The sequence below is a fragment of the Bacillus sp. AFS002410 genome (genome assembly GCF_002556365.1).
Lineage (GTDB): Bacteria > Bacillota > Bacilli > Bacillales > Bacillaceae_G > Gottfriedia.
On sequence record NZ_NUEU01000016.1, the window covers coordinates 13,097 to 35,975 of the forward strand.

18 protein-coding genes are annotated in these 22,879 nt (G+C 32.8%); 5 read left to right on the forward strand and 13 right to left on the reverse strand.

Going from position 1 to position 22,879, the window contains the following annotated elements:
• Nucleotides 1-28: 28 nt before the first annotated feature.
• Complete coding sequence (locus CN692_RS11410) at nt 29-883, forward strand: FtsW/RodA/SpoVE family cell cycle protein (RefSeq protein WP_098119287.1); 855 nt, start codon at nt 29-31, stop codon at nt 881-883.
• Between the two features lie 18 nt (nt 884-901).
• On the opposite strand, the gene CN692_RS11415 is transcribed toward CN692_RS11410, so the two are convergent.
• The 3 genes from CN692_RS11415 to CN692_RS11425 form a co-directional block, all read right to left on the reverse strand.
• Nucleotides 902-1,777, reverse strand: a complete 876-nt coding sequence (locus CN692_RS11415; RefSeq protein ID WP_098119398.1) for a pentapeptide repeat-containing protein — start codon at nt 1,775-1,777, stop codon at nt 902-904.
• Between the two features lie 345 nt (nt 1,778-2,122).
• On the reverse strand, nt 2,123-2,602 hold the full coding sequence (locus CN692_RS11420; RefSeq protein ID WP_098119288.1) for a DUF2975 domain-containing protein: 480 nt from the start codon (nt 2,600-2,602) through the stop codon (nt 2,123-2,125).
• Nucleotides 2,603-3,213: 611 nt separating this feature from the next.
• Nucleotides 3,214-4,248 carry a DUF3048 domain-containing protein gene (locus tag CN692_RS11425; RefSeq protein WP_098119289.1) on the reverse strand — a complete coding sequence of 345 codons (1,035 nt, stop codon included), beginning with the start codon at nt 4,246-4,248 and terminating at the stop codon, nt 3,214-3,216.
• Nucleotides 4,249-4,461: 213 nt separating this feature from the next.
• On the opposite strand from CN692_RS11425, the gene CN692_RS11430 reads away from it, so the two are divergent.
• Nucleotides 4,462-4,680 carry a hypothetical protein gene (locus CN692_RS11430; RefSeq protein WP_098119290.1) on the forward strand — a complete coding sequence of 73 codons (219 nt, stop codon included), beginning with the start codon at nt 4,462-4,464 and terminating at the stop codon, nt 4,678-4,680.
• 173 nt (nt 4,681-4,853) lie between these two features.
• Nucleotides 4,854-5,240 carry an SMU1112c/YaeR family gloxylase I-like metalloprotein gene (gene gloA2 / locus CN692_RS11435; RefSeq protein ID WP_098119291.1) on the forward strand — a complete coding sequence of 129 codons (387 nt, stop codon included), beginning with the start codon at nt 4,854-4,856 and terminating at the stop codon, nt 5,238-5,240.
• 49 nt (nt 5,241-5,289) lie between these two features.
• Here the strand turns inward: gloA2 and CN692_RS11440 are convergent, their stop codons facing one another.
• The 8 genes from CN692_RS11440 to CN692_RS11475 form a co-directional block, all read right to left on the reverse strand.
• Nucleotides 5,290-7,512, reverse strand: a complete 2,223-nt coding sequence (locus CN692_RS11440; RefSeq protein ID WP_098119292.1) for a glycosyl hydrolase family 65 protein — start codon at nt 7,510-7,512, stop codon at nt 5,290-5,292.
• 330 nt (nt 7,513-7,842) lie between these two features.
• Nucleotides 7,843-8,241 (reverse strand): VOC family protein, encoded by a 399-nt coding sequence (locus CN692_RS11445; RefSeq protein WP_098119293.1) that lies wholly within the window; start codon nt 8,239-8,241, stop codon nt 7,843-7,845.
• 40 nt (nt 8,242-8,281) lie between these two features.
• Nucleotides 8,282-9,373, reverse strand: a complete 1,092-nt coding sequence (locus tag CN692_RS11450; protein WP_098119294.1) for a threonine aldolase family protein — start codon at nt 9,371-9,373, stop codon at nt 8,282-8,284.
• Between the two features lie 90 nt (nt 9,374-9,463).
• Nucleotides 9,464-10,072: a methyltransferase gene (locus tag CN692_RS11455; protein ID WP_098119295.1), complete on the reverse strand. Its 609-nt coding sequence runs from the start codon at nt 10,070-10,072 to the stop codon at nt 9,464-9,466.
• A 129-nt stretch (nt 10,073-10,201) separates the two neighbouring features.
• Nucleotides 10,202-11,266 (reverse strand): DUF871 domain-containing protein, encoded by a 1,065-nt coding sequence (locus tag CN692_RS11460; protein WP_098119296.1) that lies wholly within the window; start codon nt 11,264-11,266, stop codon nt 10,202-10,204.
• A gap of 192 nt (nt 11,267-11,458) precedes the next feature.
• Nucleotides 11,459-13,840 (reverse strand): immune inhibitor A domain-containing protein, encoded by a 2,382-nt coding sequence (locus CN692_RS11465; RefSeq protein WP_098119297.1) that lies wholly within the window; start codon nt 13,838-13,840, stop codon nt 11,459-11,461.
• Nucleotides 13,841-14,248: 408 nt separating this feature from the next.
• Complete coding sequence (locus CN692_RS11470; protein ID WP_098119298.1) at nt 14,249-15,103, reverse strand: MurR/RpiR family transcriptional regulator; 855 nt, start codon at nt 15,101-15,103, stop codon at nt 14,249-14,251.
• Nucleotides 15,104-15,288: 185 nt separating this feature from the next.
• Nucleotides 15,289-18,813, reverse strand: coding sequence for a S8 family serine peptidase (locus tag CN692_RS11475; protein WP_098119299.1), 3,525 nt, complete (start codon nt 18,811-18,813; stop codon nt 15,289-15,291).
• A gap of 870 nt (nt 18,814-19,683) precedes the next feature.
• On the opposite strand from CN692_RS11475, the gene CN692_RS11480 reads away from it, so the two are divergent.
• Complete coding sequence (locus tag CN692_RS11480; protein WP_098119300.1) at nt 19,684-20,106, forward strand: VOC family protein; 423 nt, start codon at nt 19,684-19,686, stop codon at nt 20,104-20,106.
• 114 nt (nt 20,107-20,220) lie between these two features.
• Here the strand turns inward: CN692_RS11480 and CN692_RS11485 are convergent, their stop codons facing one another.
• Nucleotides 20,221-21,369: a glycosyl hydrolase 108 family protein gene (locus CN692_RS11485; protein WP_179865493.1), complete on the reverse strand. Its 1,149-nt coding sequence runs from the start codon at nt 21,367-21,369 to the stop codon at nt 20,221-20,223.
• A gap of 24 nt (nt 21,370-21,393) precedes the next feature.
• On the reverse strand, nt 21,394-21,720 hold the full coding sequence (locus CN692_RS11490) for a hypothetical protein (protein WP_098119302.1): 327 nt from the start codon (nt 21,718-21,720) through the stop codon (nt 21,394-21,396).
• 214 nt (nt 21,721-21,934) lie between these two features.
• Here CN692_RS11490 and CN692_RS11495 point away from each other — a divergent pair, with 214 nt between their 5' ends.
• A complete protein-coding gene (locus CN692_RS11495) occupies nt 21,935-22,696 on the forward strand; it encodes a MurR/RpiR family transcriptional regulator (protein ID WP_098119303.1) in 762 nt (253 codons plus the stop codon).
• Nucleotides 22,697-22,879 lie beyond the last annotated feature (183 nt).

Sequence of the window (22,879 nt, forward strand, 5' to 3'; positions counted from 1 at the left end):
TTCGTAAAGGAAGGCCATTTAGAACAAGATGCTAAATTCAAAAAAAATAAACTTATTACCGCTCGTCTTAACAATACCCGCTATGATCATTGGTGTAATTGCTATGATCCATAATCACGTATCGGCATCCATATACGGACAAAATATTGTTATTTCAATTGTTGGAGGAATCATCTCTTTTTTAGTTCTGTTACGAGGTCCGAAAACTTTAAAGAATAAGACAAATATCATTGTAATTACATGCATATTCATTTTACTTTTATTAACCTTCTTTGATGAAGGATTACATGGTGTACACCGTTGGTTGGCAATTGGCCCTTTAAGGCTTAATATCGCCTTCGTATTCGTTCCATTATTAATCATACACCTATCAAATTTAATGAAGTCTAAAGCAATTTGGATCACTTTTAGTTTTATACTATTTTTTACACTATTACTATATTTTCAACCAGATGCATCTCAACTAACTGCTTTTACAATTGCGATCTCGATTTCATTATTAAGTGTGAAAAAACATAAAAAGACTCAAGTACTATTATTCATTATCTTTATACTTTTAATAGTCTATAACTGGTCTCATTTAGATAAACTTGCGCCAGTGTCATACGTCGAGGACATTTTAAGTTTAGTAAAGGATATGGGAATTGGATGGCTAATCAGTGCGATTATCTCACTTATAATTTTACTAATGCCATTTTTCTTTATTCCACCAAACAATGCAAAATTATTATCGTTTAGTCTAGGGACTTATTTAGCAATTTGCATTCTTTCAAGCTTTTTTGGAAACTTCCCAGTGCCGATTATCGGTTATGGAACTTCTCCTTTTATCGGCTACTTCATTGCTTTGACCTGGTATGTGAACAACAAAAAAATGAACCATTAAAAGGTTCATTTTTTTGTTTCACCAATGAGACGGTCTTTTAAGTGTCACTGGTAATTTTGTATGATAATCTCCTTTTGCAGAGTTAATTTGAGCCTGGGTTAGAAAAATACTGCCCGTAAGATCCGCACCACTCAAATTAGCATCTCGCAAGTCTGCTCCAATTAAATCGGCTCCCCTTAAATCCGCACTACTTAAATCAGCAGCTATAAGATAGGATCCTCTTAAGTTTGCACCTATAAAATTTGCATTCTTTAATTTAGCACCCATAAGGTCTAAGCCTCTTCCAGTTTTTTGTCGCTTCTTATTGTTTTTAAATTTACTTAAAGCCTCTGCCCTAGATAGTTCACTCGCACGTAAAAGTACAGCGTTAACTTCTGCACGGTGATGTATAATATCTAAGTTTAATATTAACTTAGCGTCCATATGTGTTAATTTTTCAGTTTCTTCTAATATTGTTTTTATGTCATTATGGATCTCACTTGCAGCAGTAAGCATCAGACTTTCATTTAAATACCAAAGCATTTCATGAAGCTGCTTCATAATCGGAAAAACTTCATACATCTCATTAGCTAATTCAGGATTTTGTCGCCAATCGTCTCCATTGTAGGTTACTTGTGATACTTTTTGTCCCGCACCAAAGCAATCAAAAACAGTACATCCTTTGTAACCTAATTCTCTTAAATTATGATGAACTCCACATCGGTAATCAGATTGTAAATTATGACATGGTTTTCCAGCAATTTTATCTTTAGCAAAGTCAGCCGAAGCAGCAAATGGTAATGCAACACAGCATAAGCCAAAGCAGCTCTCACAGTCGGCTTTTAGACTTTTATATCGCTCGTCTACTAAGCCAATGTTTTCAAATTTTTCAGCCACACTCGCTCCCCCCTTCATGCTATAAATAAACGAATAATAATTTTTATCGTAACATCGTAGATTTTTTTGGTCAAACTTAGTATTGTTAGCGACATTTACTATTAATTGAGCCACTAAACCTAAACCCTTTTAAAAATTTAAAAGCAGATAACTTTAAAAATAACGGGTTCGGTTTTGAAGTGCAAAATCGAAATTAGCAACCTAATTCGTTAATGTATTAACATTAATATCATATAAATTGGTAATAAAAAAAGCTGTGGATTTCGTAATCCAACAGCTTTTTTATATTTTGACTTCTTTTTTGATTATGAATGAGCTTCATTATCATTTTTGTGCTCAATGATAGAGAAATTAATAATAAAGTTATACCTCTTTTTTATCTAGGAAATGTTTTAATGGCTTTTGAAGCACGTCCACAATGGCTATGATGATACTTGTTGCTAAAATACCCATCAGACTAAGTGATATAGGACCTGCTGCATCATCTCCTGTTATTTTAGAAATCACTTTTAAGCTTATTATCATTAGCACAATGAAGATAATGGCTGTAAAAGCACATTTTTTTATAATCTTCATAGATTTAAGAGATAACTCAGAAAAAGCGTTGTTCCTTTCGATAAAGGTTAATAGTTTATATACATGATACAGCGCAAAAGAAAATGTAATACAGACTCCATACGCACATACTAAAAGGGGATATATCGAATAATCTCCACCTGGATGCGCTTTTAAGTCTTTAATTGTTAACACAGGCATCCAATAAATGCACAAAGTAAGCACTGCAATTCCAACCAGAAAAACAATGACCTTTAAGAAAGTGGCAGAACCTCGTTTAACATTCATTTAAAAAACCTCACTTGTTTAATGACATAATGACTTTAACATATTATTTATTGTTTTACAATAAATTAATATCGTATTTTATTATATTATTATTGTTATTGGAGTATCCTTTGATATTAATCAAAAAGAAAAAGCACTTCTCATTACATAGAATTAAAAGTTTAAAGTTAGCATATACGAGCCTTTTTAGTGTAAGTAGTTAATATCATTCAAAGTAAATTGTTTGCTTGTCATCGCAATATACAGCATAGTGTTTTACTATGGCTCTTATTCGTTCTGAAAGTACTCAAACTACTTTGTCAGCATTATGGCTCTTTGGTTTGATCAACTTCTTTTAACTCACCTCAACAATTTCAGCAATCTATTTCAAACAAAAACAGCAACCATTTTAGCATCTAATTTAAAACATTGACAATGTTCATTGTCATCCTGTTAATTAGTAAGTTTATTACGGTGCCAATTTATACATTTTTTGAACACCAACCTTTATATATCAACAAAAATAAGAGGTTCAAATCAGATGCGATTTGAACCTCTTTTTAATACTCTAATTCAATTTTGTACTCTTAAACCGAACCCGTTACTTTAAAAATTATCTGCTTAAAATCGCTCTATTTTATTGTTACATCCTTTAAAGCTGGTACAAAGTTAATCCAAGTTTGACCAGGCGCTAACTTTATTTCCGTTCCGTCTAGTGTATATGGAAGGATTCGCCCATCTACATTTTTCCATTCGATATTCATATACTCTCCGTCTACAATATAATAACCTTTTCCACCGTCTTCAATATCAATTGCACGACGACCGTAGCTATCTATTATTTTATGGTTTGCTTCAACGACAAGTATATTTTTAATTTGTAGCTCTTTCCCATTCAAGGCATCCTTTGCTACAATTCCGTTTTGAATTCGCTGAAATTGTTTTGTTGAACTCGAGTACTTGTAAGTTACATTATTTCTAGCGTCATGAGAGTATCTTATAAAAACCTCTGATGTATTTTTCCATGAATTATCAAAAACCAAGTCTGTTTGCGTAAAGTCTAATGGAGTTACTTTTTCTGTGTATGAGTAATGTCTTTGGGCAACTCCTTTTTCAATACCTTCTTTTAAAATATAAGAATTATGAGGTGCTTTTCGTGTTTTATCTCTTTTAAATAAAGTACCATCATAAATCAGTCCGTTTAATGCATCAATCATTCCAGCATCCATCATTTGTTTTGCTTTTGGGCTATTCCCGTGACAAATAAATAATGCATGATATCCATTTGCTAAATTAATGTAATAATCTCTAGCACTTCTGACTGGCCCAATTTTCTCAGGTATATCACTTTGGAAAATGGCTAGAAATCTTGTAATATCCCCTTCTGCTAAAAGTTCATAAACAACATCTGCATTGCTTAATCCACTTTGAGGTCTAGCCAAGTAGTAATTATTGACCATTACTGCAACTGGTCTTTGTTCACTCACTTGACTAATAGGTAATCCGTTTAATGGAGCATAAACCGTATCAACTTCACCTTTATCAATTACATGTTCATTCTGTGGACTTTTATCTTCATTTTTAACCGTTTTTACAGACTTTTCGCCATGCTTGCATCCTACTAAAAGCATACTGATTACGATTATAGATATAAATTTTTTACGCATTGGCTCCCTCTCAATCTGTTTATTTTCTTAAATTATCAAAATAAATGCCTAAAATTAAAATGAGTTACAAGTAGTTTCTATCGATATTCAGAACTAACTGTCTGCACTTAATATATGACCTTTTATTGATAAATAATCAGCTAAAAAATGTTCTTATTTTAATTAAATATAAATATTGTATAAAGATAGAATGATTAGAGGAGTTGAAGCGATATGATTGTAGTTCATTATATTGAGAAAAACGTTGAACTATTAAACCAACTGCTCAAAAATGTCCCCAACGAAGGTGACGTGATCCATATTAAAGGTCGGAAAGGCACTGTATTAAATGTCAATCCGGTAAACGATAAGCACGTAAATGTTATTGTAGAACTAGAAGTTATTAAGAAAGTACAAATTTTAGCAAAAGATGATAAAAAGAGAAGAAGATAATTTTCAAACGCTTAATGGGAGATTGCTCCCATTATTTTTTTTAGTTCTACAAGACTTTATGATTTCCCTTCCTATTAATTCTCTTTAGCATCCTCGTAAATATGTATTCCTTTTTCAATTATCATGATAAACTAGGAAAAGTTTAAATAATTGAATCAAAAAGGAGATTTAATATGGAAATCAAGAGCATCCACCATATCGCTATAATTTGCTCTAATTATGAATTATCAAAGCATTTTTACATGAATTTACTCGGTTGTAAGCTGATTAAAGAGACGTATCGCGAGGAACGAAACTCTTATAAATTAGACTTAAAGATTGGAAATAATGGACAAATTGAGTTATTCTCATTCCCTAATCCTCCAAAAAGACCAACAAATCCAGAAGCAGCTGGGTTACGCCACTTAGCCTTTTCTGTTCGCAATATTGAAGAAAGTATTCAATACTTACAACAAAATGATGTATATGTAGAACCAATTCGCATTGACGAACTAACAAATAAAAAATTCACGTTTTTCCAAGATCCAGATGGATTACCATTAGAACTATACGAAGAGTAGAAAACGATAAAAAGCAGGATTTATTAAAAGCTTCCTGCTTTCATGCTTCTTATAACCCTACCTTTAACTTATCGGTTAAATCAAATGTTTCTCCATTTATTTCTAATGATACTGGTGGACCATATTGTTTTGTAATTGTCATCGTTCGTTTAGCAATGATAATTTCGAGTTTTGCTCCTTGCCATAAAAATTGGAAATTAATTTTATCCCAGTTAGAAGGTAATTTTGGTTCAATCTTTAATCGGTTTATATCCATTGTGATATTTGCAAAGCCAAAAATGGCCGCTAACCAATTTGCACCTAGTGATGCTGCGTGAATTCCTTCATCCGAAGAATTTGGATTTGGTCCTAAATCAATTAAACTGCCTTCTTGAAATAATTGATAAGCTTCATCTATATAATCGCATCTCGCAGCAACGATTGCATGAACTAAATTACTTATTGAAGTCTCGTGAACAGTACGCTCCTCGTAGTATTCCAAATTCTTTTTAACGATATCGGTTGAAAATAAATCTGGAAAAAGATAAAGCAACATCACTACATCAGCTTGCTTTAAAACTTGTAATTCATTTAGTTCTTTTTGAGAATAATCTAATAGAATTTCACGACTAGCAATGGACTGCTTATATTCCGTTAAGTCAATTTCAGGTTGATCTAAAAATGTATCGTCCTGTGGAATAATATTTTCATCATTAGGTTTTGGCAAATACAATCGCTTTAAAAAGTCAGTACAATTTTGTAGTAATTCAGCATCAGGGTCATTGTATTTCCCCATAAAATTCAATGCATTCTGGACATTAAAAAAAGCCATATAATTTGTATAAGCATTATTATCGACTAGCTCGGTAAATCCACCAGGTCCAATTACGTTATTAATCAATAAATCACCATTTACATCTGTTGTCCTACTCACCCAAAAGCGTGCCGTTTCTTTAAGTAGTTCAAGTCCTTCTTTAGCCATAAAGCCTTCATTTAGAGTATTTTCATAATATTGCACGACAGCAAATGCAATATCTGCCACAATATGTACACTTCCTTTTGCCAGCTTAGGGTCTTGAATATCTTCCGAGACTTTATTATTCTCTGAACCCTTAAGTGTTTCTTCTTTGCCTGAAAAAGCACTTGCCCAAGGAAATAAAGTACCTTGATAACCAGCGAGGGCTGCATTTACCTTTGCTTCTTTAATATGGTGATAGCGATATCGTAGTAATCTTTTCATAATCTCTGGTTCAGTAAATAAGTGAAATGGTGCGATAAACATTTCTGTCCCCCAATATACGAGACCTTTATTCCCTTCGCCTGTTAATCCCCTAGAACCTATACTTAACCGATCATCATGAGCTGGTGTCATTGCTTCAATATGATATAAGGAAAAATCTAGTGCATACTGATCCTCTTTGTCCTTTGACGTAATTTCAACTCTTTTTTGCTTCCAAAAGTCCTGCCATTTGATTGTCGTACTATTTCTCAAATTATCGTAACCCTCTGATAAATATTTCTGCACTGTATTTACACTGGCCGCGGCTGGATCTTCGCGTAACATCTCATTAGAAGTATAAATTGAACTAATTTTTTCAAACCAAACTGAATGATCTACAACTAGCTCTTGTGTAACTGCCTCTAAAAGTTGATTATTTAATGTAAAAAATGATACTTCACTCTCATCTGGAGAAACAAAAGTGGTTGCTATCGCAATTTTATTCTTACTTTCCGTTGTCTGGTAAACACCTTGCATAATTCTTTTATCAAAAACTTTTACTAATTCCTCTGTCAGCTCATTTTTCTCTTGATTTACACACTGTGCATTAATACCCGTTTTTATTTTTATTATCGCATTGCAATCTAAAGCAGTAACGGTAAGCTTTGAAGCAAGTAAGTGTAAATCATCTTTTGAAACGAAACGCTGAAACAAAAAGTGGAAACGATTACCATCTTTATTTTTCCATATTACTTCTCTAATCAATTCGCCCGTCAGCATATCTAATTTACGGTCATAAAATAAAAATTGGCCAGTTGCATTCGAAAATACATCACCATTTATTTCAATTTCCATCCCAACTAAATCAGGAAGATTCACTAACTTAGTCGTTTGACTTGGAGATAACTGATTGTAGACGCCCGCTACATACATCCCCCTGATTTGTCCTTCATACTCTTCCTCATGAGTAGATCGTAAACCTATGCAGCCATTACCTAATGCCATTAAACTCGCATATTTATTGATTAATTGTTGATCAAATTCCTTTTCAATAATCTTATTAACTTCATTCATATCGATAATTTCTCACCTTTTATAAAATTTCATATAATAAAAGTTTGCAATAATACTGCTCTTTTTAAACTGGATATTTCAAAAAATATTAGTATTTCTCAAGTGTTATCATAAACTCAATTTTTATACTGTTAAGCTCTTTTCCAGTTATATTTAGATCGTTGTCGTTTACATGTGGGACATTGGTAAACTTAGTGAAATGATATTCTACTGTTATGCTTGCCACTACACTTAACCAGGTTGGTTTGTATTTTATAAAATAAGGTAATGCGATTAGGAAAATAAAAAAAAAATCGTGCCATTGTTACTGACACGATTTTTTAATACTATTTAGTTTTTAGCGAGCGTTAATTGCCATGATACACCGAATTGATCATTTACCCACACGAATTTTTCGCTGAATGGATAAGCTTGTAATGGCATTAAAATTTCTCCATCTTTACTTAATTTTTCGTATGCATTCTCAATTTCGTCATTCGTTTCACACGTCACATATAATGAAACGGATGGAGTAAACGTAAACTTGTGTTTTACCGAACTATCGATACACATAAATTCCTGGCCATTTAATGTGAAGGTAGCATGGATCACTTTCCCTTCAAACTCACCCATGTCTGCACCATAGCGCTTGATGTTTACAACTTCCGAATTTTTAAATACTGACATATAATAATTCATTGCCTCTTCTGCTTTTCCTTCAAACATTAAAAACGTTGTAATTTTTTGCATGTAATCAAGCTCCTTTTATAGGTTTAATGAAAACTCGTCTTTAAATTGATTTCATTTCCTCATTTAATTTCTTAAATACATTTTGGAGATCTTCTTTAGAAATCGCTGAGTACTGGTCACCAATACTAATTTCGCTATAACACACATCTTCATTAACTGGTCTTAAATTACTAGTAATCCCAATTTTTGTTTCTTCCTGAAGAGCTATTATAATTTGTTTAATTTTTTCAAGTGGAGCGTTATAGTGAACATGAAACATATTTGAGACTGGTATTTGTGGTATTGTATTAATTCCGTGACAGCTATTAAACAATTCAGCTAGTTCAACTGCATTATGATAATATTGCTCCATTTTATTTGCTCTTTGATCAAAATAAACATTTGCACTGATTATGTACGGATAAAGACTAATTAAATCTCCACCATGTCTTCTTTTCCAAACTTTTGATTCATTAATAAAGTCAGTATCCCCCGCAAGAATTGCTCCTGCAACTCCTCCGATTCCTTTATAAAATGACATATAAACACTATCAAATAAACTACAAACTTCAGCAGCTGTCTTTTTATAGTATGGTAGAATTTCCATTAATCTAGCACCATCTAACTGCAATTTAATTCCTTTTTCACGGCAGTATGATGAGATTGATTCAAGTGTTTCATATGATGGTAATTGTCCACCGATTTCACGTTGTGGCAGTTCTAGTAATAAACAAGAGATTTCTTCATTCATTGCTAAAACATCCTCTAATTCGATTACGCGGCTTTTATCCGCCAGTAAAATAGGCTCTATATTATGTAACTTTTTCAATCCATCTTCTTCATGAATTTCTAAATGAGATAGAGGGTGATAAGCAACTTTATTGATTCCTTTTTGATCACACCAAATTCTTAAGGCGATTTGCTGAGCCATTGTACCGCTAGGAAAAAAAACCGCTGATTCTTTCCCTAAAAACTCCGCCATTTTGTTTTGGAAGTCTTCAATAAAATTCCCTGCTCCATACACATCACTTTCTTCATTTCCATCTAGTTCATTTAATGCGTCTTTTAGTATTTGAATATTTCTAACTCCGTGACCAACTAATTGTTGATTTGTATTTTTAAATGACTCTGAAAAAGGATTAATCTTATACAAATTAAACTCTTCCTTCCAACTCTTTATTTTGAATAACCACTTCAGTAAAAATTCTCCATTAGGTCCAATATATCCTTGAAACTTAAAAATTTAATAATCCAATCGATAAATTAAAAACCGTTCATATGGATTTTGTTTATAAATATCTGGTAATATAATTTCCTGTTTTAATTCAAAAGCAGTTTGATTTTCTAAAAAGTAAATATAATCGTCAGAACTATAATATAAAATAATTTCAATTTCTCTCTTTGATTGTTCAACTGAAATTAAAATATTATTAATGATGCTCCTAAAAATTTGGATTGAAAAAGGATTAAAAAAATAGAAACGATTATCAGATGGGGCAATTGAATAATCTTCTGCCAAGCAGCAATAAAATAAAATTTTATCTTCGCTAATTCTTTTTTTCTTTAAGTAATTTTCTTTATTCTCAACGGCCTCACTATAATACTTTTCATTCATTTCAATTCCAACAACAGTAGCATCAAATTTATTATTAAGATAGAAATTTAATCTTCCTTTACCACATCCAAAGTCAACTACACGATCATCGCATGAAATCAAATATTGCTGAAACAATTGCTCTAAAGCGCTATAAGGTGTTGCCTCATATCGATGATAATGAAATGAGGCATTAAAACCTTTTTGCTCTCCCTCTGTTTTTATATTCAACAAATCATCATAATACTTATCAATCACTAATCCACGACCATTCAATATTAGTTTTATATATACATAATATCGCTTTTAAATCTGTTCAGTCTATTTTTACACAAAAAGCGTGTTAACTTTAAACACGCTTTTCTTGTAGACAATTCAATGTCTATTTTATACTCTTTTTAATTTAAATTTCTTACCTGCTCCAATAAATTGCAATAATGATAGATCATCTTCAATAATCTTCCCTATTACATTTACCTTTTCATCGCTTGGTAGATTAGTAAGCATAATTTGTAACTCCCCTCCGTATCTACCATATCGTTCATTGTCAATTGTAACTGAGCCAATCTCTCGTGTAATCGTATTTACTGGTTTTAAACTAGTCTCACCAAAGCTACCGTATAATCTAGATTCCATTGATCGAATAACATCACGCGCAGGATCTTCACGATTTGTATGAATCTTTTCAACGATTGAAAGAATGTCCTCTTCATGTGAAAATGGCCTATATCTTAACTCGATCAAACAATTCATTTTTGAAAGAGCAGTCATCGTTTCTTCTTTAATACTAATATCGCCAACTAAAACTTTATCAACATAGCAGTTTTGAGTTAACTCTAAATAAGCAAGTAGAGGATTCATTCCACGATGCTTTTCCAAAGTTGGTAATCCTTTAAACAAAGGCCCTCTCATTTCATCATCGCCTTGAATAAATGCCATTGTTGAAATTCCACAGCTTTTTAACCATTTATTTTTTTCAATTAAATAATTTGTTGATAATCCCGTTTCGGGGCGCGGATAAAAATTATGCCAAGCTTCTACATTTTCAGTTTGTAATCCAAACTTAAGCAATTCATTTAAAAATGCAGGTGTTAATGTACTTGCATTTAGTGCAATCTTCATTGTTTTTGAAAGGTCTGCTATTTGTTTTTCGTCCAGTCCGTAATCAACTCGTAATCCAGTAACACCCCAATTTAGTAATTCACTAACGTTTGAGTAATCTAGCCCTAAATGGGTAAGTGATTTTGCTGAAATATCTGCCATAAGCTCGACTTCATTTTTCATCGCCACTGCACCAAGGTTTTGAAGTAGATTTTTATAAGTTGAAGGGTCATCTTCCGGTATGTGTAATGAGGTAAAAATTGAAGTAAATCCATTTTCCTTTGCTATTTCGATATATTTTTTATTCTTTTCAATATTTTTTTCAGATAAATAGATTGATATCCCTAGCATAATCTCATTCCTTCTTCCTACTATTAGAATAATACTATTCGGTTACATTTTAATCTTTCGAAATTATTTGTCAATATTATACGTTATATTAATGAAATTTAATTTCAAATAAATCCAGATAATGGAATAATTTAATTATAATAGATTCATAAAAAAAGAAAGGCAACAATAAGTTGCCTTTCTCAGTTCATATTATTTATATACTACGATTGATCCAACTGATTTATCAGTAGACTGACCATTAACTCGAACTTTTAAACCAAAGTGTCCAATGTTACGACCAGCATCTGGTAAGAACTCGTTATTATAGTCCTTGCTATCATCAAATAATGAGATACCTACTTGACTTGGAGAAGTCAATTTTTCACCTGTTGTATATCCAATGTTATAACCCGATGTTGAATTTAATCCGAATGCTGCATCCGCAACAGCGTAGCGTGAAACTGCTTGATCACCGTAGTTCCATAATAAATTCGTATCATCATGTGCATCAACAACACCTAAGAAACCATCACCTGGGTGCTCACCTGTCCAGTTTTCTGTAAAGCTATCATCAACATACCATACTACTAAACCACCATCATAGCTTAATAGAGAGTTTCCTCGTTTAATATGAGCTAAACCTTCGTCAGCACCTTTTTGGTTACGCCATTCTAATAAATAGTAATGATTTGAATATTTGTTACCATCGAATTTTGAGAATCCTTTTAATGTAAATGGAGAAGTTGCATTTTCAGCTCCATCATCAATAATTGTAGCTCCATCTGCTACTACTTTGATATTATCTGCAAAGAATCCAACATTTGAAGTTCCCCAGTCAGTTGCTGAACGTAAACGAAGTTGAATTTTTTGGCCTTTATATGCTGATAAATCAAAGCTTTGTGCTTCCCATCCATTTGATTTGCCAGAAAAACCAGGCATTGAGCTTATGATTGTTGGATAGCCATTTGAAACGACATCATTTCTAGTATGGTCGTTACCTAATGACTTCCAAGTAGCACCATTGTCAGTTGAAACTTGAACAAATGCGAAATCCCATTGTTCTTCCATATCGTACCAAGCATCAAAAGTTAATGTTGCTGATGATTTACCTGTTAAATCTACATTTGTTACTAAACTATTATCCATTTCGTCTGCTTGTCCACCCCAATATTCATAAGTGCCAGCAGCTGGTTTATTAACTGGTGTAGTTTTTTTCGGTAAATTCACTTGAACTGCTTGGTTGTTTTGTCCAAGTGGTGAATTTGCTTGGTCTAATAAGAATTGAGTACCTTTTGTCGATACATCTTCCCAATTTACAACAGTTGGGTTTGTCCATTTTCCACCTAATGTTGATTGGAAATATGACTTAGCCCAAGGAGAGAAACCAGTTGGCTCTGTTCCAGGAATTTTTCCTGCCCAAGAACCAGCTGACATGATTGACCAATATTCAACTGCCTCACCAGCACCTGAGTAAACAGTATCGTATTCATCTGGTAAACCTAAATCATGGCCATATTCGTGTGCGAATACACCTGTTGCTCCGTCTTCAGGCATCATTGTGTAGTCGTAGAAACCTGGTTTACCTTCTCCACGAACATCTGTATCGTCAACGTATTTAGCAGAACGGTGTGACCAAATTGCATTGTCTCCTTGTGCTCCACCACCAGCTTCTTGTCCCATACCTGAGTGAATAATTTGAAGATGATCAACTAAACCATCTGGCTCCCAGTAGTTTCCATCTCCATCTAAATCATGTGGATCTTCTAAATCATAATCTTGTAAAGGAATTCCTGCAGCTAATGCAGCCTTATAAGTATCAACTACTAATTGTTTTGATCCTCCTGGCGCAACATTATCATGTCCTGATTTTGAATCTGCACCATAAAACTTAGCTGTACCTGGTACCTTTAACCAACCATATGCTTTACCATCAACTGTGTAAGTTCCACCAGATTGTTGTTCATAATATTGTTTTTGTGAAAGGAATGTTTCTCCATTTGGACCTTTCACACCATCTTTACCAAAAATCATATCTTCATAATGTTCTGGAGTGTAATCTTTATAGTAATTATCTGTTTCTGACGGCTTTATATTATTGTGAGGAAGATCAGAAAACTCTACCATTAATGTTAAAAGTTTACCCTTCTTCTGAATACCTGGTGATGCTGACTCTTTAACTGGATCAGGATTACCCTTTAATTGACCATTTTTCTTACCATTCCCATGTAATAATCCGTTATTAAAATCTTTAAACTCTTTATGTTTAGCAGCTTCTGCTTTTTTAGCTTTACTAGCAATTGGATCTTTTTCTGTTACTAAATCAGCTTGTCCTTTAACCTCTAAATAATTCTGTAATGCAGCCTGCTTCTGATCTTGAGAAGCATTTCCAGAAATAACTCCACGTTTAACTAATGCAGCTAAAAGTTTTTCATCATTTACTAACGATAAATCTAAAGTACTTTTTGAATGCTTAGCCATTTGACTATGCACCTTACTTAAGCTTTCAGATGATGCTGTTTTTAATGGAATTCCAGAAAATAATGTACCTGCAACCATCACAGATGCGAAACTTGATAAAACAAATTTGTTCAAAATAAGTCCCCCTTAATAATTTCATAAGTACATTTTAATAATATTCTAAAAATTCTTTAAATTATAGAGGGTATTTTTCATCAAATACTAACAATTTTCATTATTTTCTAACATTTTTCTAACTTTTTTATATAGAATAATGACGAAATTCGTCAGTTATTATGACTTGATACTTTAATTTCCCTGTCTTTAGACTCATTTTTTCAAAGTATGCTAGTTATGAAGTTTAGCACTTTAGTATTATTACAAATATTAAAAATATACATTCGATGCTGTAAAATATGTAATATTAATATTTTGGATAACATTCCCACTTCAAATTTTGACAATTTACTTCTATTAGTCGAAAAAAAGAAGACAAGTCAAAATTTACTTTTGCTCATCTTCTTTCATCATCCATATTCACTTTTATCTTCTTAATTTGCCTGCTTCTTCACTATACTCATGTAGCTTAGTTGATACCTTGTTTCCAATTCGGTTAAAGCAAATTACATATAATGAATCGATTATATTTTGCTGTGCCATTTTAGAAGCTATACTACCAATTCGATTGTCCTGTTCCATATCTGGAGTACAAAGTTTGATATCTGCTTCCTTAAATAAAGGAGATTTACCTAACTTAGTGATTGCAATGATTGTCGCTCCTCTTTTCTTAGCAAAGCGCGCCAGCTCTAAAACATCTTTCGTTTTACCTGAATTAGAAACAGCAACAAAAATATCTCCCTCTTCCATATGTCCTACTAAAGTGATCACCATATGAAAATCCGGAGACATAATAGCGTGGTAGCCAATTTTTCCAAATTTATATGCTCCGTCCATTGCTGATACAGCTGACCCGCCCACTCCGTAAAATATGATCTTTTTTGCTTTTACAATTTCTTCGGTTGCTTTTTCTAATTCTCTTTTATCTAAAGTTGATACTGTCGCTTCAATCGCAGCTTTATTTACATATGTTACTTTATTAAATAAATCATACGGTGTGTCCGTTTTATCCATTACAGAAAAATCATTAATATTCATTTCAGCAACAGTCAAATCACGAACTAAAGCTATTTTAAAAGCTTTAAAACTTCCGATTCCAATTGTTTTACAAAATCTAACAACACTCGCTTCACTAGCTCCAGTATTATTAGAAATATCTTTAGTCGTTAAGTTCGGTACTATTTCAGCATGCTCCATTATATATACAGCGATTTTTTTTTCCGCTTGCGTAAATCGATCCATGTAATTTTCAATTTTTGATAAGATTGTTAAATGCCTCATTTACTAAACACCTTTCTGCAAAAAACATACAAGCTACTACTATTCTCTATTATGGACCAAATGTTCAGAAAATCATATTAATAACCCGATTAAAGTTGTTTTTTTAGTACTTTCTACATTAATAATCCTGTTAAAAATGAAAAAGTGTAGGAAAAATTCTTCCTACACTTTTATTATTTGCATTCTTATTGCTGTACTGTAACTGTTTGTGGCTTAGTTGTTACTTTAAATCCATCTTTACTAGTTGCATCAGCATAAACTGAATACGTACCGTTTGGAACATCAGCTTCTGGAGTCCATTTCAAGTGAATTTCATTTTGATTTTCCACGTTTAAAGTATCAATTACATTACCATTTACATCTTTAACATACACTTTCCAATTTATAGCGTTATTTGCAAATGCATTGATTCCTGCTGGAGTTTTAGCATTTATGTTTTTGTTTGGAGAGACATTGAAGTAACTAACAAGCATTCCTTCATTAATATAAGAAGGATCTCCCCAAACTGTATAACTATGGTTTAGGGCATAATCTGCTCCTAAAACGACTACGCTTTTTGGCTCTTCTTTTACAAGAATTGATGTTGCACCTTGTTGCAGTGGAGTATATTTACCATTGTACCAAACAATTGCTCCATTATAGCCACTTCCACTATCAGTTGCTTTGAAGGATATTTCATATTGACCATCTTTAGGTGTTACCTTAATATCCGATACTACTGGCGCAACTGAGTCAATATGCAATGGAAGTTTAACGATTTGTGGCTTCGCACCATTATAATCAAGCGTTGTTTTAATGACATAGTTATAAGTGCCATCCTTTACTAACCGTCCATTTTTATCCTTTAAATCCCAGAAATAGCCAGTGTTCATATAGTCTCTGTAAGACATAATATTTTTACGGAATTTCCAAGGTTGACCAGTCCCAGTGTATTCACTAAAATCACCTAAATATTGAATCAATTTACCGTTTTGGTCTTCAATATACATTTCTGCCTTCTCTAAATTACGAAGTACTGTAAATGATGCGTACACTTCGTTCAATGGAGTATTAGGAGACATGACAATTCGATCCATATTAAATCTTCCTGTTCTTGGATCATAACCTAATGGCCATACCCCTTCCGCTCCTATTTCATCATTCCAAAGCGTCGTATAGCCTAGGAATGCATCTTTTTCATATGCTGCCGGATCAATATTTTTAGGCTCATCCCAATCTCCATTAAAGCCCATGTAAGGTACTGTTAAAGGTACTGCAGAATCACTATTTTGTCCTGTTGGTACAAGATGCACAAATCCTTCAACAAATTCATTTTTCTTCATCGTTCTAGGCAAACGAATTTCAACATTTAGGTTTTTCTTCTGACCAGATTTAATTTTTAATGTTGCACCTTCTGATCCAGATAATTTTTCGCCGTTCACGTATACAGAAGCACCTTCAATATGTTCACTTTTTAAAGTTAAATAGTCTTTTGTATCTAATGCACCATCGTAATCTAAGTCAAATTGTTTTGTTTCAATTCCGTCAGTTAATAAGTCAACATTTACAGTGTACTCATATTCATCTTTCGTTTTCTCTGTTTGAAGCGATTCGACATTTAAATTAAAGACCGCACGATCATTTTTAATTTCTTTTAACGCGACTGCTCCCGCCTGCTCAAGTGGTGTATTTTTTCTCGTAACAATAACCGGTGTTTTAATTGCATTTTGAATTTGCATTAAACCAGAACCTTGAACGCGTGGAGAATACGGCACTTCATTATTCGTACGAGGATCCTGTACTAATTTCGCAGTATTCATTAAAGCAATCTTAGCTTTTAATGCCGTTTCTTCTGAATGCTTTAATCCTTTTTCATAAAGTGATTGCAATACTAATGCTGAACCACCAGCAACATGTGGTGATGCCATTGACGTACCGCTCATAACTTCATACCCGTTATCTGGTACTGTAGAGTAGATATTACCACCTGGTGCTGATATTTCTGGCTTAAAGTCTAGTGTATGTGGAGCCCCATAAGATGAGAAATATGACATCGTATTCTTATCTGGATTATCAACATATACCCCTTTAGACGGTTTCATTTTTACAACATAACCGCTAGTTAACTTCGAAATTAATGCATCACCGATTGCTTTACTTGTCGTAGCTGCTTGCGGGTATAATGAGTAAGGACTCCAATAAACGTATGGATAATCAATCTCCTCATTTGGAGGAACAAGGATAACCGCTTTTGCATGCTTCTTCTGGGCTTCAGATTGAATATAAGAGTAAGTACCATACTTAACCTTTGGTTTTGCAACGACAATCTTGCCTGTTAAATCAGGAAGATTTTTAAAATCTGCTGTTTTACCTTCTCCTACATAGACCATTTCATAAGATTCTAATGGTGATAAAACTTTAGACAGATTAAAGTTATATTGTGATTGATCTCGGTATGGAAGCTGCGTTCCATTTTCTTCTTGTAATGTACTCATATGTATACTTGTATTCTCATATGATGCAACTGAAATAGCATAAGGGCTTACTCCTGGTTCCCCAACAGTACCAATATCAGGATTTTCGGCATAAGGTTTTGCAGAAGATTGTAACAAATTATTTTGTGTACTATACGCAGAGTTTCCTCCCGCGACAATTACAAGTGTACCTTGCTCAGTCGCTTCACGAATCGCTTTTTGAATAGGATCATCTACTTCACTAACAAAACCAGAATCAGTTCCTAAACTCATATTAATAACATCTGCACCCATTGTTACAGCGTGCTCAATACCAGCTATGATATCATCTTCATAAGCACCACCGTTTCCTTTATCAGAGAATACTTTTTCTGCTAATAACTGTACGCCTGGAGCAATACCTTGAACACCATCATTCGATTCATCACCATTTGCACCAACAGTACCAGCTACGTGCATACCGTGTTCATTCCCTGCACCATGCGGGATTACATCTGTATCATGATCTGCCCAGTCATAACCGGTTGGAACTTTGTCGCTATACCAAATATCACCGACACTTGTTTGATCAAGCTTGCTTTGAATATTATCTTTCGTCCACTTTTCTTTCGCTTTACCTTTTTCAGTGATCGTCATATCTTTATGTGTGTAATCGATTCCTGTATCGACAATCCCTACTAACAATCCTTCACCTTGATATCCGTAACTTTGCCATACTTTTTGAGCTTGTACTAATTCTTTACTTGCTCCCATTGATGGTTGGTATTGTCTTGCGATATGTACATTTGTTACACCTGGAGTTGCTTGAATATCCTTTAAATTACGATATTCAGTTTCCATACTAAATCCATTAAAGCCTTCATAAAAACGTTGCTTAATTTTAGGAGTCGATCTTTCCTTTGAAATTTGTGAGATTACTTGATCCTGCTTTTGTTTAAAACGTGTTTTTTTAGTTTGAGTAGAAGTATCAGTAGTTGTTGGTTCCTCAACTTCAACAATTACACGTACTTTATCAGTTGGTTTATAAGCTTGGGCATTTTTTAAATCTTTATATCCTAATGGATCTACAACCTCTCCCGCTGCTTGCTTTTGTTCCTCAGCAAAAATCTTTTGACCCTGTTTTACAATTTCATCCAAACTTGGAGCTGGTACTTGATTTTCGTTTGTTTCTTCAGCAAATCCAGTTGATGCAAATAACATTGAAGCTAAAGTTGTCGTCGCAAGGACTTGGTAAGGAAAGCTTTTTCTCTTCTTCATTTCTAATCTCCTCTACAGTAAACTTTAATGTTCTCAATCTATTAAAATAAAAATAGATTCACCCCAAACAGATCCAATTAATTGCTAATGCTTTGCTAAGAAAGTTGATACTAACTTAATTTTAATTACGTAACCCCTATAATCATATTGGGTTATTCAATTGGACTTTTGGCATGCACGAACAGGAAATTTTTTCATAATACCGAGTAGAAAAAAAGAAATTTTTGACATATTCAGTCGATGAAGTTCGAAAAAAATTTATTTTTCCGGGAAAAGCTAGAATAAATGTTGAGGTAATTGCGAGTTTAACTAGAATAAAGCTGCAATTTTACATTTTAATTAGTTGAATACCATCTATAAAATAGGAAAATATGTGGTGTGTAAATCAAACAGGGTAATCAGTCTTTACTATATTTACGACAATTTTCTACGAACTTTTAGTAATTACTTTTATGGAGATCAACGGTCCGGGTTAAAACAGAGCAATTTTTTATTTGAATAGAAGCTTTTTAACCTACTCATGAAGTGATGTACAGCAGATTAATTGTTTTTTAAGAAATAATTTTATAGAAACGACTTAATTTAGTTCATTTTGAGTTATTTATTTGATATTTTTTTAATTTAATTGCGATTCTGCTTTTTTATTTGCGATTCTCCTGTTTTATTTGCGATTTCCCAATTTTAATTGCGATTCCGCTTTTTTATTTGCGATTCCCTACTTTTATTTGCGATTCCACTTTTTTTATTTCCAATCAAAAATAAAATCAGAATATTTCATACAATTTACAAATCTTAGTTTGTTAATTTACCTTTTTTTGGATAGAATGGATTTGTAGGCTTTTAAATACATAAGAAATAGGAGTGAATTAAATGCCAATCGATGTTTATTTAAATTTTAATGGAAATACTCGTCAAGCAGTTGAGTTCTATGCAGCTGTATTTAACACGGAAACACCAAAAATCATGACTTTTGGAGAAGCACCTCCAAATCCAGAGTATCCACTACCTGAAGAAGCAAAAAATTTAGTTATGCATACAAGACTTAACATTAGCGGTAGCAATGTAATGTTCTCAGATACATTCCCTGGTTTCCCTTTTGTGGAAGGCAATAATATTCATTTATCATTTTTAAGTGAAGACTTAGAAGAACTTAGATCTGTCTTTACTAAGTTAAGTGATGGCGGTAAAGTTGAGATGGAGCTTCAAGAAACTTTTTGGAGCAAAGCTTACGGTAGCTTAACGGACAAGTTCGGCATTCATTGGATGTTTAATCACGGAACTGGTGAGTTTTAATTTAAAATTTGACTACCTTAAGGGTATGAATCATTGATTCATATCCTTTTTACTTTTAAGCAAAAAAAGGTGTCCCTAAAAATTACTTTTGGGACACCCACTCTCTAAACTATACTATTTCAATGCCAATTTCGTGAGTAACTTCTGATCTCTAGCTAGCCAGCCTTTAAGAAAATCCCCTTGACTTGGGTCTTTGGCTACAATATTATAACGCGAACGCATTCTTTCAAATATCATTCTTAACGCAACATCATTTTCCTGATTCGTCGCTAAATGGTTAAAACTATAATTAGTTAATGGACCCCAATTTGTCTTCCCTTTATCAATGCCCATTGCTCTTTGAAAAATCGCGTACGCGGTCCCTTTACCAAAATTAACAGCTGTATCTAACATGACAATTGCTAATTTTGAGCTCATTTTCGTTCCGTTAGTTGGTACATAATATGTTTTGTATATTATGTCTTCAATTTCTTTACTTGAGATTTTACATACAGAATTCCTCCCTAAATTATGACCATCTCGATATTCATCATACACATTTTGGGTAATTCCATACTTAGTCAAACCTCCATGATCTTTAACGTGATTAGTACATGCGCTTCCTTCCAACTCTTTAACAATAGTTAAGCCACTCTTAAAAACAGCTTTTTCGTCGGATCTTACTTTTTTTATTTTTTGTAACCATACTTGCTGTTTATTATAAGAGATTTTATACCAATTTTCCGCCTGTTCATCTAATATTGTATATGTTCCACTTTTTACAGTTATATGATTGGTCTGCTCCATTGGATTTTTATATGCTAGTGTATTTACATTTAGAGTAACATTAAAAGGTGAAATCGGAATAAAATAATCTTGATTATTATATAAGACCTTGTACCACCCTGTCTTCGTTGCACCTTTTATTATGTAATAACCTTTTAATACCTTCTTTTTTACTAAATCAGCATTCGTCTTCATAGGTAATGAATAGAATGTCTTGGGTTTCGTTATTTGTACCTTCGTGCCCTTAGTGTTAATCCATCCATATTGCTGTTTACCATTTAGATCTGTGTATTTTACATAATACCAATCTCTGCTAGATTTAACGACTGCTACCTTCTTTTTTGGTATTATATCCTTAATATTTGAGGTAAATTTTTTATCTTTATAAACATATGTTGGTTGATTAATAGGATATGTAATTGTACTTGCTTCTACTGGTTTTTTAAAACTTAATAGAATAAAACTAATAACAATTAAAAATGTAAAATACTTTTTCAACATTTTTTCCCCTTTTCGTTTAAGTTAATTTTTATTTAAAGTGTAAAGAAACGTAGATAATTCTTGAGGTGATTGAAATTTAAAGGCATAGCCATAGTGAATTGGACTTTTCCCTTTATTTCTTTTTTTAGGGAACTTTTTAAACGATGTATTGTGATTTTTGCGTATGTTATCATTAATTAATTCTGGTTTCTCTTCAATCTTCTCTGGACTCCTCACAATAGTAATTTCAATATTAGGGAGTAAATAAATTACTTCATTCATTAAACTATGTTCAAATTCAATTGACTTACTTCCCTCATTTGTTACTTTAAATCCATTCTGAATAAAAATATCCTGCAAATTATTCAACTAATGATTTCCCCTTTATTTAGATTTAATTAATAAATTTAATCTCTATATTAAATTATCATCCTATTATTCTTTTGAATAGATTAAATTAAAATTAAAATATTTTCCTCCTCTTTAATCCTGTTGCAAATTATCCACATTTCTTTCACTTAATTCTGAATAATTGCTATATAATAAGATATTATTCTAGTTCACTAAAAGCAGGTGAGATTTTATGCAAATACTATTAAAACGATTATCACAAAATAGAGAAAAACTAAGCCAGCTTGAAAAACAAGTTTTGGATTATATTTTGCAAAATACTGATTATATTACGAAGCTTAATCTTGATGAGGTATCTAAGGAACTTTATGTATCTACAGCTACGATCAGTAGAACATGCCAACAATTAGGATTTCGTGGGTTTCAGGACTTAAAGTATACCCTCTCAATGGAAACGAATAAAGCTCAAAGTCCAGTGTCTTCTACCTCCTATCTACTGAATACGCATATTGAAAGAATGAAGGAAGAAATGGAGCGAACATTAGAGTATATTGATGAGGAAAAAATAAAGCTAGCTGCTAAATTACTAAAAGAAAGCACACATGTAGAGATTTTTGGAGTTGGTAATTCGCTTCCTGCTTGTGTCGATGCTTCTAGAAAACTTATGTTTGCCGGAAAACTATGTAATGCCCGAACTGATTGGGACGAGCTACGAAGTGCGGCAAATAGTTTAACAGAAAATGATTTAGCTATATTAGTTTCATATAGTGGAGAAACTTTGCACATGTTGGAGTTCGCTCATATTTTAAAAAACAGAAATGTTAGAACGATTGCCATCACCGGAAATCACAGTAACCGCCTACAAAAAGAAGTAAATTTATCACTCCAAGCCTTCATTACAAATACTTACTTCGGAGAACTCGATATGACATCACGCTTCCCCTTAAGTATGGTACTAGACTTCATAATCATTGCCTATCTAAATGAAAAATAATGAGCAGGAACTAGGTAAAATTTTTTAACTTTTCCTATTATCCCTGCTTTTTTCTCTTCCTGCTTTCACTTCTTTTTCTACTCTTAATTTCTTTCCAATATACAAAAATTGTACACGCTTACATAAACATCTCAAACGGTTGTTAATCTTTTTGGGTGTGAGTATTCTTAAGACATAATAAAA